The following is a 12,281-nucleotide window of genomic DNA, read 5'->3' as shown; positions in this document are numbered from 1 at the left end:
TTTGCGATAAGATCACCATACGTTTTCAGCCCAAGTCGGCTGCCTCTCCCGGTGAGAACCGGGCTTTGGCCCTCTGATCCACTTTGCGAACGTTTTCGATCCCATCTGCATGTCGCGGCTGGGAAACCGCTCGCTTTGCTTTGGCTCCGAGCTTCAAGGAACTACCCATATGTCCAGAGAAAATGGCACTGTAAAATTCTATAACGCCACTAAAGGCTTCGGCTTCATTACGCCAGAAAATGGTGGCAAGGACCACTTCGTGCATGTCTCCGCCATCCAGAATTCTGGTGTCGATGGTCTCTATGAGAATGACAAGCTGAGCTATGATGTTGAGACAGGCCGAGATGGCCGAGAATCCGCGATCAACCTGATCTTGGCAAAGTAACTGCATCCCCAAGGCCGCCTCAGGGCGGCCTTAAGCTTTTCGGGCGATTCCAAACATGAAGCCTCACACCACCGCCCTGGAGCGGGCGTTCGAACTCGCTCGAAGCGGCAAGTTCGCCAATGTGACTGACGTCAAAGCCGCCGTTTCCAGGGAAGGATACGTTGTCAGCCAATTGCAAGGACCGCTTCTTCTTCGCCAGCTGCGTGCCGCCATGCGGAAGTAAATCGAAGTGCGTTAGGTTCGGCTGAATACATTCGCTTCTGACAACAACCGGCTATCGTCATTTTGCGGAACGTAGAGCCAACCTCCACTTTCTTCGGTAGGTGTCATGGGCGAACTTAGCGCCTCCCACTCTCTCTTTTTTACCTATCGTGGAGCGCTGAATCGGGGCCCTGACCCTCTCAGGCTGTCATCTCTCGGATTGCAGATGCAATTTCCCTAGCCAAATAGGGTTTGCTAAAAAAGCGGCTCTCTGCCGGGATGTCGTCGAGCTGCACGCGTCGATGACCCGATGCCACAATGATTTTGATTGGCGGCCAGCGCTTCCTCACCGCAGCCGCTAACTTCAAACCGTCCATCGATCCGGGCATATCAACATCGGTAAAGACGACGTGAATATCGAGGTTGGCCATCAGCATGTTTATCGCCTCGTCGGCATGCGCGGCTTCCAGCACTTTGAAACCAAGATCTTGTAGTTGGTCCGATATGTCCATGCGGACTAGGGGCTCGTCCTCAACGACGAGCACAGTGATGAGAGTAAGCATAAGAACTTCCGTTGGCTGGTGGTGCCAGCGGACGCATGACTGACATCAAGCGCCAACGGACGACAATGATTATGGCTCCAATCCGTGTTGATCACGATAGGGTTCGCGACAATCCAGGGGATAAGAGCTATAAGTCGTTGACTGAAGTTAGTGGGATGCCATGGCGCACGAGTTTCAAGCCGACATCGACGCAGTGCAAAAGATCGCGTCTGTACCGACAATCCTGGACGTCGTCTGCCGGTCGACCGGAATGGGGTTTGCGGCGGTGGCGCGGGTGACGGAAGGCCGGTGGGTTGCTTGCCAGGTGCTCGACAACATTCACTTCGGTCTGCCTCCAGGCGGCGAGCTCAAGGTCGAGACTACTCTTTGCCACGAAATTCGGCAGCATCGCCAAGTCGTGGCAATCGACAACGTGGCCGAGGATGCGATCTACTCCGCCCATCACACCCCTCAGCTGTATGGACTGCAAAGCTACATCTCGGCGCCAATCGTGCTGCCGGACGGCAGTTTTTTGGCACTTTGTGCGCCATCGATCCTAAACCGCGCTCGGTCAACAACCCGCAAATCATCGGCACCTTTACGCTCTTTGCGGAGCTGATCGCTTATCATTTGGATGCCGAAGACCGCCTCGATGCGGCCGAGTTGAAAGCGACGGGTCAGCAAGCGACATCGGACCTAGGCGAGCAGTTCATCGCGGTGCTCGGACACGATCTCCGCAATCCGCTCGCCTCGATCGACGCCGGCGCCAGCAAACTTCTCCGCGATGGTGAATGGACCGAGCGCACTCTATCCATCCTTCGGCTCATGAAGAGCAGCGTTCACCGCATGAGCGGTCTGATCGACAACGTGCTCGACCTGACCCGAAGCCGGCTAGGCGGCGGCATCGTGCTTGACCTGGATCCCGACAAACCGCTCTTGCCCACGATCGAACAGGTCGTCGATGAAATCCGGACAGCTAACCCCGACCGACAGATCGAAACGGACCTTGCAATCCCGCAGTCGATCAAGGTCGACCATCATCGCATCGCACAAATGCTCTCCAATCTCTTAGGTAATGCCGTTACGCATGGTGCGGACGATGGCCCAATAAAGGTTATCGGAACGCTGGCTGCTGACGGATCCTTGGAACTGAGTGTCTCCAATCCCGGAAATCCCATCCCACCGGAAATGGTTGACCACCTGTTCAAAGCTTTCCATCGCGGCCAAGTGCGTAACAACGGCGAAGGGCTGGGTCTAGGTCTCTATATCGCGAGTCAGATTGCCGAAGCGCATGGCGGCAAAATCGATGTCGAATCCAATAGCCGCGAGACGCGATTTACGTTCCGTATGTCTCCGAGCTAAACGAGGCTCGTGATACAGGGTCATGGTTGGGCATCTGTAATGGATGCCAGGATCCTAAAGCTGCCAGCCCCAAAATTGCCCCGTGGTTGCTTGGAGTGCTGAGCGCCGCGTCGCTGACGAGAGCCTGCCATGCTGGGGTGCTTCGGCAGCATGGACATGCCGACGAAGCCCCATTCTCAGATCTCTGTAGCCTCAGAGAGTGAAAGTGCGTCGTCTATGTCGACACCGAGATATCTAACGGTGTTCTCAATCTTGCTGTGCCCGAGCAATATTTGGATGGCGCGCAGATTGCCCGTCGCCTTGTAGATGATCGACGCCTTCGTTCGGCGCAGAGAGTGCGTGCCGAATTCTTCAGGCGGAAGACCGATGGCGATGACCCATTCGTCAACGAGCCTGGCATATTGCCTTGTGCTGAGATGACCAGCTGGATTGACGCGGCTCGGAAAGGCGAAATCGTCGATGGTGCCTCCGCGACGCTCCAGCCAAGCCAGAAGGCTCGCTCTGGCGTCAGCGGTGATTTCGAACTGGACAGGTCGACCTGTCTTTTGCTGAACCACCATTGATCGTGAGCGGATCGATGATCCTGCCACCAACGTGCCGATCTTGATCTTCACCAGGTCACAGCCTCGAAGTTTGCTGTCCAGGGCGAGATCGAAAAGAGCGCGATCTCTCAGTCTTCGTTCACGGTCGAGGAAGAAGCGGATCGACCAAACTTGTTTGATTTTGAGGGCGCGTTTTGCGCCCACCTGCTTGCCGGCATTCCATGCCGGTCTTCCTGCCGCGGCAGGATCATATTGCGAGATACCCATTACATTTCTCCTGTGGCCGAAGCGGCCTCAGGAGAAATGCTGGAAGCGCCACCAAGGCGACAAAACGCAATGCGTTGCGACAGGGCAGGAGGCTAACGACCCCATTTCAGTCATTGGGGCGTTAGCGAGAATATCCTGAAACCGGACCCTTCCTCAGGCGTGCCAGGTTATGACGGTCAGCAGCAACCTCCTGCGTCCCCGGACGATGCGCAGCATGAGGTTGCGACCGCCTTATCAGCGCGATGACGTGGTTTGCAGATCGCAGCGCGAACCCCAAGCGTCAACACAGCTCGATCGGAGGTGATCGCTAGGTTCGCCACGTCGAAAACACGCATCGCTTCGCCCGGCTTCCCGATCTCGATTGTCAATCTGGCGTCGTGGTCGAGACGCACCTTCTTGTCGACCTGGGCCAGGATCGCCGCGAACTTTCCGGCGGTCATCTGTGGCCTTCCTTTAGACGGAATGTCCTCCACCTGCAGCACCGTCTCCTGCCAGGCGTCGGGATTGCCGCCGCAATCAAGGGTAACGAAAGAACCGGCCTTCACCTCGGTGACATGGTAGCCCGACTGCACCTCCCGGTCGCCGTAAATGATCGCCAGGGTCTTCTCGCTGTGGTCTGCGAGCCCCGCGAGGATGGCGCCAAGCGTGGATTCCGCTTCGATATAAGGGGCAGTTGCGTGCGCGTTCATGTTGGACTATCCATTGTTTCAACATTCATTGAGATATTGAGATGAAACTCGAAGAACCGCAAGCCCTGAACGCATTCGGCGCCCTCAGCCAGGAAACCCGGTTGAGAATGGTGCGCGTCCTGGTGCAGGCAGGACCCGAGGGCATGGCGGCAGGCGCCGTCGGCGAGGCCGTTGATGCTTCCTCGTCCAGCGCCTCGTTCCATCTTTCCCACCTGGAACGCGCTGGCCTGATCCAGTCCCGGCGCGAGAGTCGGTCAATCATCTACAGCGCCAATTTCGAGGGCCTCGCGGGTCTGGTCGAGTTCCTCATGCGCGACTGCTGCTCGGGCCATCCGGAAGTTTGCCTGCCCGCCGCAAGCGTCGCCGCTGAATGCTGCACGCCCGCCAACGCCAAGGAGACCGCCTGTGCCTGCTGATCACGTCTACAACGTCCTGTTCCTATGCACCGGGAACTCTGCCCGCTCGATCCTGGGTGAGGCCCTGATCAATCATGTCGGCAATGGTCGTTTCCGCGGCTTTTCTGCCGGATCGACGCCCAGAGGCCAAGTGCATCCGATGACCTTGCAGACCCTTCGGACTACAGGCATTTCCATAGACGGACTGCGGTCCAAGCCTTGGGACGAATTCGCTACCCCCGACGCCCCAAAGATGGACTTCGTCTTCACGGTCTGTGACAACGTGGCCGGCGAAGCCTGCCCTGTCTGGCCCGGCCAGCCCATGACTGCACACTGGGGTATCGAAGATCCCGCCGCGGTCGCAGGCCCCGAATTCAAGCAGCAGGCAGCTTTCGAAGACGCGCTGACTTATCTCCGCAATCGCGTGGCCGCCTTCATGAGCCTGCCGCTCGAAAGCATCGACCGCATGGCACTGACCTCGAAGCTCCGCGGTATCGGCGCCATGGAAGGCAGCACCTCGAAGTCCGCCGGGGCCGCATGATCGACTTATCCCGCCGCCTGGTGGCCGAAACTCTCGGCACCGGGCTGCTGGTCGCGACAGTTGTGGGTTCCGGCATCATGGCCGAGACCCTCACCACCGATGTCGCGCTGGCATTACTCGCCAACACCATCGCTACCGGCGCCATTCTCGTCGTGTTGATCAGCACGCTGGGGCCAATCTCTGGTGCGCATTTCAACCCGGCTGTCACCGCGGTGTTCGCCTTGCGGCGCGAGCTGTCCTGGCGCGACGCCGGCGCTTATGTCATCGCCCAGGTCGTTGGTGGAGCCCTCGGGTCATTCGTAGCCCACGCCATGTTCGCGCAGCCCATCCTCCAGCTCTCGAGCAAGGTTCGCACCGGCGAAGCGCAATGGCTCTCTGAAGGGGTAGCAACCTTCGGTCTCGTGGCAGTGATCCTCGCGGGCATTCGGTTCGAGCGCAAATCGGTGCCGGTGCTCGTTGGCCTCTACATCACCGCGGCCTATTGGTTCACGGCGTCCACGTCCTTCGCAAACCCTGCGGTCGCGATCGCTCGTGCCTTCAGCGACACCTTCGCCGGCATTCGTCCAATCGATCTGATCGGTTTTATCCCAGCCCAACTCGTCGGTGCGTTGTTGGCAGCGGCCTTGATGTCCTGGCTGCTCGCCGGCCCCGGCGGCAGCAATCTCCCCATAAATCCAGAGGATCGCTCGTGAGCGTCACAATCTACCACAACCCCAGCTGCGGCACGTCTCGCAACACCCTGGAAATGATCCGGCAGTCCGGCGTCGAGCCGACTGTCATCGAATATCTCGTGACGCCACCAGATCGCGCCACAGTCATCAAGCTCATTGTCGATGCGGGGCTGACGGTGCGTCAGGCGCTGCGCCAGAAGGACACTCCATTTGACGCTCTGGCGCTAGGAGATCCGGACAAGTCCGACGACGAGCTGCTCGACGCGATCGTTCAGCACCCGATCTTGCTCAATCGTCCCTTCGTCGTGACGCCCCTGGGCACCAAACTCTGCCGACCATCTGAAGTGGTCCTCGATATCCTCGAAAACCCCAATATCGGCCCCTTCACCAAGGAGGATGGCGAGGTCGTTATCGACGCCGAAGGAAAGCGTATTGTCTGATCTACCCAATATCGTGCCGGCCGCATTCGAGGTTCCGGACTTTACCCGCCTTGTTCCCTCAGCACCCACGCACAAGCCGCGCATCCTGATGTTGTACGGTTCTCTGCGGGAGCGGTCCTATTCGAGACTTCTGACCTTTGAGGCTCAGCGTCTCCTTGAGAGCTTCGGCGCTGAGGTGCGCGTTTTTCACGCCAACGGCCTACCGCTACCGAATGACGCTCCCGATGATCACCCTAAGGTCCAGGAGCTCCGGGAGGCCATGCTGTGGTCAGAGGGTCAGGTTTGGACCAGTCCCGAGCGCCATGGCGCCATGTCGGCGGTTCTGAAATCTCAGATCGACTGGATTCCGCTGCCTGGCGGCGCCATCCGGCCGACGCAGGGGCGCACACTGGCGCTGATGCAGGTCTCTGGCGGGTCGCAGAGCTTTAATGCTCTCAACCAGATGCGCATCCTCGGCCGCTGGATGCGGATGGTCACCATCCCCAATCAGTCCAGCGTCGCCAAGGCGTGGCAAGAATTTGACGAAGCAGGCAGGATGAAGCCATCGAGCTTCTATGATCGCGTCGTCGACGTGATGGAGGAGCTGGTCAAGTTCACGCTGATCAATCGCAGCGTCGCGGGCTACCTCACGTCCCGGTACAGCGAGCGCAAGGAAGACGTCGCCAAGCTCGATGAGCGGGTCAGCCTCAAGGCGATCTGATGAAGGAAACCTCAGTGATGCCAGGTCGAGCAATCAAGTCTCTGTAATCAGATCGTCATTTCACGCTGGCTAATAGCCCGAAAACCCAGGAGAGAGTCGGCCTCCGCCGCTCTTAGCATCATGACAGACTTAGCTGCTCCGGCGCCGGTCTCGGGAAAATCCTGGTTCATAACCGGGCTCGGCGTAGCTCAGATCGCCTCCTGGGGCTCGCTCTACTATTCGTTTCCCCTCATTGCGACAGCGATGGAAACCGATCTCGGTTGGGACAAGACCTTGATCTACGGCTCCGCCACTCTGGGTGCGCTTCTGTCCGCCATGCTCGCGATCCCGATCGGCCAGGCAATCGACCGGGGTCAGGGGAGGCTGGTCATGGCCGGCGCGTCGGTGCTCGCCGGCCTGCTGCTGGTGCTTTGGGCGCTCACCGACAACATCGTCCTTTTCTACATCGGATCGGCCGGCGTGGGCGCACTCCAGGCAGCGACCCTATATGAGCCAGCCTTCGCCGTCGTCGCGCGCAGGGCCGGACCTCTCCATGCTCGCAATGGCATCACCGCGCTGACATTGTGGGGTGGGTTCGCCAGCACTGTCTTTGTGCCGGTGGTTCAGATCCTGCTCGACCAATTCGGCTGGCGTGGCGCGCTCGAGGTTCTGGCCGCCGTCAACATTCTCCTCTGTGCGACGGTCTACTTCTCTGTCATCGATCCATCCCAAGACGCGCCGCGACCGGCGCCGACTGCCGAAAAGGCGTCGAGATCGCATCTCAGCGACGCGATGAAGAACCCCGTGTTCTGGTGGCTCGCCATATCGTTCACAGCCTACACGGCCAGCTTCTCGGCTTTGCTGCTGCACTTTTACCCGATGATGCTCGAGCGCGGCTTCAGCGAATACGCGGTCGTCGCGGCCATGACGATTATCGGCCCAGCGCAGGTGGCAGGGCGCATCTTCATTATGGCGTTTGGCAAGCAGGCGTCCGGACGACGGATTGGCTCCATCGTCGTGATCGGGTTTCCGGTGGCAATGGCGATGTTCGCTTGGGCGCCGGCGGAAATCCTCATCGTTGGTGCCGCAGCTATGGTGTACGGCGCTTCCAATGGCATCATGACGATCGTTCGTGGCATCGCCATTCCCGAAATGGTCAGCCGAGAGAGCTACGGCGCGATCAATGGTGCGCTGGTCGTTCCGATGACGGTGTCCAGAGCTCTCGCTCCGTTGGGCGCAGCGGCTCTCTGGAGCGCTACCGGCAACTATGCCGGCACCATGACATGTGTGGTGGCGCTGTCCGTGTTGATGGTGATCGCATTCTGGCTCGCTGCAGCCACCTCATCGAAGCTCAGGCCAAATTGACAGAACTCATGGGCGCTTGAACGTGGTCTGCCGAGGGACCTCGCTCAATGTGATGTAGCTAGCTTGGCGTGCTCGGCCGCGATTGCATCGTGAAGTCTACGTCCGACCCCATCTCGGTCATTCCATCGCTGACGCAGACGACCTACAATCAGACATTATCGCCGCCCGATTGCGATCCGGCTGAAGCTCCTTCTATCCTGCTGTCTTGCCGAACGTCCGGGCGGAGTCGACCTAGTGCCGAGGAGCAAGGATGACGTCTGGCTCCGTCAAGATAAACGCCATCTCCTGCATAATGGCGTTGAGAGCGTCCGCGATCTCGATAGCTTCCTCCGATGGAATTGCCGGATCTGAAACAAGGCGGTCCAATTCCCCGTTCAGCTCGACAAGGGCGAGTTTTAGGACCTGAAGGGCTTCGGAGTAGGCCGCGAGCTCTGGGCGCATCAGAACTCGCTCCAGTTATCTCCTACAGCCTTTCCGGCACGAGCAGCGACACGCTTAGGGCGCTCGCGAATTGCCGGTGAGCGCGGTTCTGCCTTTGAATTGGTGAGCCTGAATTTATCGACGATCTGATCGAGCTGCCGGGCCTGAGACTCGGTCTGTTCGATCGCGGCATTGGTTTGTTCGACGAGGGCCGCGTTGTGCTGGGTCATTTCGTCCATCTGCATAACGGCCGCAGAAATCTCGGCGATCGAGGCAGATTGTTCGCGGCTGGCACTGGCGATTGCGGACATCGATCCAGTCGTTTCTCGCACCACTGACAGCAGCTCAAAGAGGCGATCGGCGGCGGTGCGCACGAGGTTCTCGCCCGCCTTCACTTCCACCACGCTTCTTTCGACCAGCTCCTTGACCTCGGCAGAGGCGGAGGCGGCTGATTGGGCCAGGCGGCGAACCTCAACTGCGACCACAGCGAAGCCCTTGCCGGCGTCACCTGCTCTGGCCGCTTCGACAGAAGCGTTGAGGGCGAGAAGATTGGTTTGGAACGCGATATCGTCGATGATCCCGATGATGTTCGAGATGCGGCTCGAAGAGTTGGAAATCTTCTCCATCGCCTCGGTGACCTTGCCCATCACTTGGCCGCCCGCCTCAGCAGACTCTGCCGCTTTTTGAGCTTGGTCCGATGCGGCTTCTGCCAGCACCGCATTCTGACTGACTGTGCGCGACAAATCTTCCATGCTGGCCGCGGTCTGTTCGATTGCTGCTGCCTGTCGAGTGGTACGCTCGCTCAGGTCATTGGCACCCGCGAGAATTTCACCAGTGGCGGTGCGGAGAAGACCAGAAGTGTCCCGAAGCTGCAGCATGATCTCCCGTAGCCGGTCGACCAATTGATTGGTGTCCGATTTGATTTTTGCGAACCCGCCTTCGAAGTCGGCAGTGATGTTTTCAGTGAGGTCGCCTTCTGCCAGCTTCTGCAGGACTTCGCCGGTAAGCTCTGCGGCCCAGGCTACCCGGTCGGCATTCTCGCGGTCGCGCTTTTGCGCTTCCGCCATCACCTGATCGAAGTAGACGCTGACTGCCATATCGATGTCGATCATGACGGATTTGACCATGGCCGACATCGCGACGCCGAGATCGGACACAGCGGCCGACAGAACGTCCTCGTCATGCTTGCGATTGAAGAGTCCACCCTTCAGCGACTTGATGTGCTCCCCCATAAAGTCGCGTGCGAGCTCGGTGACAAGCGTTTCAACGATGACGCCGTAGCCACCGATATACCAACGGGGCTCAAGCCCGATCTGCGCATGGCGCAGGCCAATGCGTCTGCTGGACTCTACGTACTTAGAGTCGAACCTACCGGTGGCGATCGCGAGCCAGTGACCAAGCTGACTCGACTGAGCGCGGTTCATCTGATCCGAACCAGAGAAGAACCGAGAAACCGCGGGGACCGTCGCCAGCTTTTTGTAGAAGCGTTCAAGCGCTTCAGGCAGGTGCTTTGCGATCAGGGGTTCTACTGAACGGAGGGCGTCTCGGCCTTTGTTGTCGAGACCAATAAAGTCGAGGCGGGCTGTGATATCGCCGTCGTCTCTGGAATGCTCCACCTTCTCGCTCCTGCTCGATACGGCCGGCATGTGCCGGCGATTTAATGTGAAGCGAAGTTTAGATGACAGCTCCGACAAGGCAGACTGCGTGCGCAAACAGTTGTTAAGTTCCGTCGCGTAATTTAATGTCGCGAGAGGAGGATTCGCATGAGCGTGCACAGGAGCGGTTTCAATCCGACATCTGCGTTCAGCGCCCTCGCGCCAAACCTAAGAGAGATCTCAAAGTCAGCCTGCAGCATCCAGCTTCAACGGGCGGTCTCTGATGCGGTTCAATCCATCGGTTTCGCGTATTTCGTCTTTGCCGCCTCGGTCTCGGTGGAAGAGGACACGGAATTCTATCCAACCATGCATACTCTGCCCGCAAAGGTGGTGGATGCCATGGTGAGTAGAGGGCTTTACCGATCCAATCCGGTGCTGGCCCGCCTGCGCCAGAGTGCTGATGCCGTAGTCGTGTCGATGAATGTCGCTGACCCCAACCCGGTGATCGCCGAGGTGAGTGCGCTGGTGGCTCCCTTAGGGATTGTCGGCGCTGCTCTCGTGCCCGTTCTGTCGGCCACCGAGAGTCTGTCGATTATTGGCGGGTACTCCTGCAGTGGAGCGCCGTCGCCTGAGGCGGTTTCATCCTTGCGGGTAATTGGTACGGCTACATCGCTGCGGATGCTGGAATTGTGCGATCTTCCCGAGCCGCCAACACTCACTGCTACACAGGCGAGCATTTTGCAGTGGGCCGCAGCGGGAAAGTCCAACGGTGACATCGCCGAAATCGTAGGGCTTACGCGACGAAATTGCGAATACCATATGGGCGAGATTTTCCGGAAACTGGGTGTGGCTACCCGTGGACAAGCGATTGCTGCCCTGATGGAAGGTAGGGTTCAGAGCCCCATGTCTGCCGCGTCGCGAGAAAAATAGCGTCTATACATGGGCATCAAAGCGGCGCCCATGGCCGGAGCTCGACCACCCAACTTTCCCTGAAGTACCGGCGGGTGTTCTGACGTCAGCGTTGGCTTGTTCGCGAGGCGCTCGCGAACTTTGATGACAAGCCGCTCGCGAATGGTGTCGGGAAGAGCGCTGTCGACGATAGCGAGATCTGACTCGAGCATGGCGTGCGTGTTGATGATTGCAATTGCGATCGCTCTTGCTGCTGCATCCAGCCACTGCTCAGCTTGCGGGACAAACGCGTCCCAGTTCCAACTTTCGGGCATGCCAGGAGGAATTGTCACACCCGCTTTGGCTAGGCACTCTTCGAAAGCATGGATGGAGGCTACGAGATGTACGAACGTGGGCTTTCCATCGTCACCGGCAATAAGCATGCCCCCCATATTTGCTGCGTTTCCTCGGGCTCCTTCCCAGAGCTTTCCATCGGCGATCACCCCGGCGCCGACGAAGGTGCTGATTAGGAAGTAGGCAATATTCTTCGGCCTCGGCGCTCCCATGGCTACGAGCTCGCCCCAGCAGGCGGCATTGCCGTCATTGAAAGGGAAGACCTCGAGCCCCGTGGCCCGATTGAGGGCGGCTGCGACGTCCAGGTCTTTCCATTTTGCAACCTCGGCCTTGGGGGTTCCGAGCAGATCGAGATTTCGGAAGATGTTCGTTGGCACAGCGAGGCCAATACCTATCAGGCGGTCACGAAACTCTTCCGGCACAAGGGTGGTCAGGATTCTGACCAGTGACCCGATCTCGGTGAAGATGGCGTCTGCGGACGGGAACTCGTAATGGCGGCTATGCTCGCCCAAAACTTCCCCCGCCAGGTTTCGTAGAACGACGCGATAGTGCTGCCACCCAAGTTCGCAGCCAATCGCGAAGACGCCGTTTGGGTTGAGGTAAATGGGAACCGCCGGCTGGCCACGCAGTCCCTTCCTGGCCTCACCTCTGGCAATGAGGCCAACGCGCTCCAGATCGCCTAGCATCCGGGCGACGGATTGGGGAGCCAGATGGGTCCGTCGGGCAATCTCTGCCGCTGATGATCCGGCTTGAGTTGCAATGGCGGTCAGGACCGCACGCTCGTTGTTTTGACGCAGCTCCGCTGCCGACATGCGCCTTGCACTGGGATCAAAGACATCCTGATCGGTCATACGGTCTATCACTTAATCTCGCGCCGAGCCTTGATCGACCCAATACGCTTGCACGGGTTTAAAGCGCCGCTAATCAAGGAACCAGCGATCTCTT

The 12,281-nt window shown here is 58.9% G+C and carries 17 protein-coding genes; 11 read left to right on the top strand and 6 right to left on the bottom strand.

Going from position 1 to position 12,281, the window contains the following annotated elements; genetic code table 11:
- The first annotated feature begins 169 nt into the window (after positions 1-169).
- Together BM364_RS17440 and BM364_RS18575 are read left to right on the top strand one after the other, a co-directional pair.
- On the top strand, positions 170-385 hold the full coding sequence (locus BM364_RS17440) for a cold-shock protein (protein ID WP_092427273.1): 216 nt from the start codon (positions 170-172) through the stop codon (positions 383-385).
- Between the two features lie 55 nt (positions 386-440).
- Entirely contained in the window at positions 441-608 is a 168-nt protein-coding gene (locus BM364_RS18575; protein ID WP_175528654.1) for a hypothetical protein, read from the top strand.
- 178 nt (positions 609-786) lie between these two features.
- Here the strand turns inward: BM364_RS18575 and BM364_RS17435 are convergent, their stop codons facing one another.
- Complete coding sequence (locus BM364_RS17435) at positions 787-1,149, bottom strand: response regulator (protein WP_092426867.1); 363 nt, start codon at positions 1,147-1,149, stop codon at positions 787-789.
- 160 nt (positions 1,150-1,309) lie between these two features.
- Here BM364_RS17435 and BM364_RS18845 point away from each other — a divergent pair, with 160 nt between their 5' ends.
- Together BM364_RS18845 and BM364_RS18840 are read left to right on the top strand one after the other, a co-directional pair.
- The gene (locus tag BM364_RS18845) at positions 1,310-1,747 is read left to right on the top strand and encodes a GAF domain-containing protein (RefSeq protein ID WP_342028873.1); all 438 of its coding nucleotides are present in this window, start codon (positions 1,310-1,312) and stop codon (positions 1,745-1,747) included.
- A gap of 98 nt (positions 1,748-1,845) precedes the next feature.
- On the top strand, positions 1,846-2,490 hold the full coding sequence (locus tag BM364_RS18840; RefSeq protein ID WP_342028876.1) for a sensor histidine kinase: 645 nt from the start codon (positions 1,846-1,848) through the stop codon (positions 2,488-2,490).
- Between the two features lie 176 nt (positions 2,491-2,666).
- Here BM364_RS18840 and BM364_RS17425 read toward each other — a convergent pair whose 3' ends face one another.
- Positions 2,667-3,299 carry a tyrosine-type recombinase/integrase gene (locus tag BM364_RS17425; protein WP_092426865.1) on the bottom strand — a complete coding sequence of 211 codons (633 nt, stop codon included), beginning with the start codon at positions 3,297-3,299 and terminating at the stop codon, positions 2,667-2,669.
- A 176-nt stretch (positions 3,300-3,475) separates the two neighbouring features.
- Entirely contained in the window at positions 3,476-3,988 is a 513-nt protein-coding gene (locus BM364_RS17420) for a DUF6428 family protein (protein WP_092426863.1), read from the bottom strand.
- 41 nt (positions 3,989-4,029) lie between these two features.
- Here BM364_RS17420 and BM364_RS17415 point away from each other — a divergent pair, with 41 nt between their 5' ends.
- From BM364_RS17415 to BM364_RS17390, 6 genes are all read left to right on the top strand, one after another.
- Positions 4,030-4,404 carry an ArsR/SmtB family transcription factor gene (locus tag BM364_RS17415; RefSeq protein WP_092426861.1) on the top strand — a complete coding sequence of 125 codons (375 nt, stop codon included), beginning with the start codon at positions 4,030-4,032 and terminating at the stop codon, positions 4,402-4,404.
- Positions 4,394-4,924: an arsenate reductase ArsC gene (locus BM364_RS17410; protein ID WP_092426859.1), complete on the top strand. Its 531-nt coding sequence runs from the start codon at positions 4,394-4,396 to the stop codon at positions 4,922-4,924. The genes BM364_RS17415 and BM364_RS17410 overlap by 11 nt, the downstream gene beginning before the upstream one ends.
- A complete protein-coding gene (locus BM364_RS17405; protein WP_092426857.1) occupies positions 4,921-5,616 on the top strand; it encodes an aquaporin in 696 nt (231 codons plus the stop codon). The genes BM364_RS17410 and BM364_RS17405 overlap by 4 nt, the downstream gene beginning before the upstream one ends.
- Entirely contained in the window at positions 5,613-6,035 is a 423-nt protein-coding gene (gene arsC / locus BM364_RS17400) for an arsenate reductase (glutaredoxin) (RefSeq protein WP_092426855.1), read from the top strand. Before BM364_RS17405 ends, arsC begins: the two co-directional genes overlap by 4 nt.
- Complete coding sequence (gene arsH / locus BM364_RS17395) at positions 5,992-6,735, top strand: arsenical resistance protein ArsH (RefSeq protein WP_092426853.1); 744 nt, start codon at positions 5,992-5,994, stop codon at positions 6,733-6,735. The genes arsC and arsH overlap by 44 nt, the downstream gene beginning before the upstream one ends.
- A 120-nt stretch (positions 6,736-6,855) precedes the next feature.
- Entirely contained in the window at positions 6,856-8,079 is a 1,224-nt protein-coding gene (locus tag BM364_RS17390) for an MFS transporter (protein ID WP_092426851.1), read from the top strand.
- A gap of 231 nt (positions 8,080-8,310) precedes the next feature.
- On the opposite strand, the gene BM364_RS17385 is transcribed toward BM364_RS17390, so the two are convergent.
- Both BM364_RS17385 and BM364_RS18695 read right to left on the bottom strand, forming a co-directional pair.
- Positions 8,311-8,520, bottom strand: coding sequence for a hypothetical protein (locus tag BM364_RS17385; protein WP_092426849.1), 210 nt, complete (start codon positions 8,518-8,520; stop codon positions 8,311-8,313).
- Entirely contained in the window at positions 8,520-10,274 is a 1,755-nt protein-coding gene (locus BM364_RS18695) for a globin-coupled sensor protein (protein ID WP_139232627.1), read from the bottom strand. The genes BM364_RS17385 and BM364_RS18695 overlap by 1 nt, the downstream gene beginning before the upstream one ends.
- On the opposite strand from BM364_RS18695, the gene BM364_RS17375 reads away from it, so the two are divergent.
- Positions 10,263-11,024: a helix-turn-helix transcriptional regulator gene (locus BM364_RS17375; RefSeq protein WP_092426846.1), complete on the top strand. Its 762-nt coding sequence runs from the start codon at positions 10,263-10,265 to the stop codon at positions 11,022-11,024. The two genes, BM364_RS18695 and BM364_RS17375, sit on opposite strands and share 12 nt — an antisense overlap.
- Here BM364_RS17375 and BM364_RS17370 read toward each other — a convergent pair.
- Positions 10,988-12,187, bottom strand: a complete 1,200-nt coding sequence (locus BM364_RS17370; protein ID WP_139232626.1) for an ROK family transcriptional regulator — start codon at positions 12,185-12,187, stop codon at positions 10,988-10,990. The two genes, BM364_RS17375 and BM364_RS17370, sit on opposite strands and share 37 nt — an antisense overlap.
- Positions 12,188-12,281: the final 94 nt, after the last annotated feature.

It is taken from the genome of Devosia crocina, from assembly GCF_900116545.1.
Lineage (GTDB): Bacteria > Pseudomonadota > Alphaproteobacteria > Rhizobiales > Devosiaceae > Devosia > Devosia crocina.
This window is presented reverse-complemented; position numbering and strand designations above follow the sequence as displayed.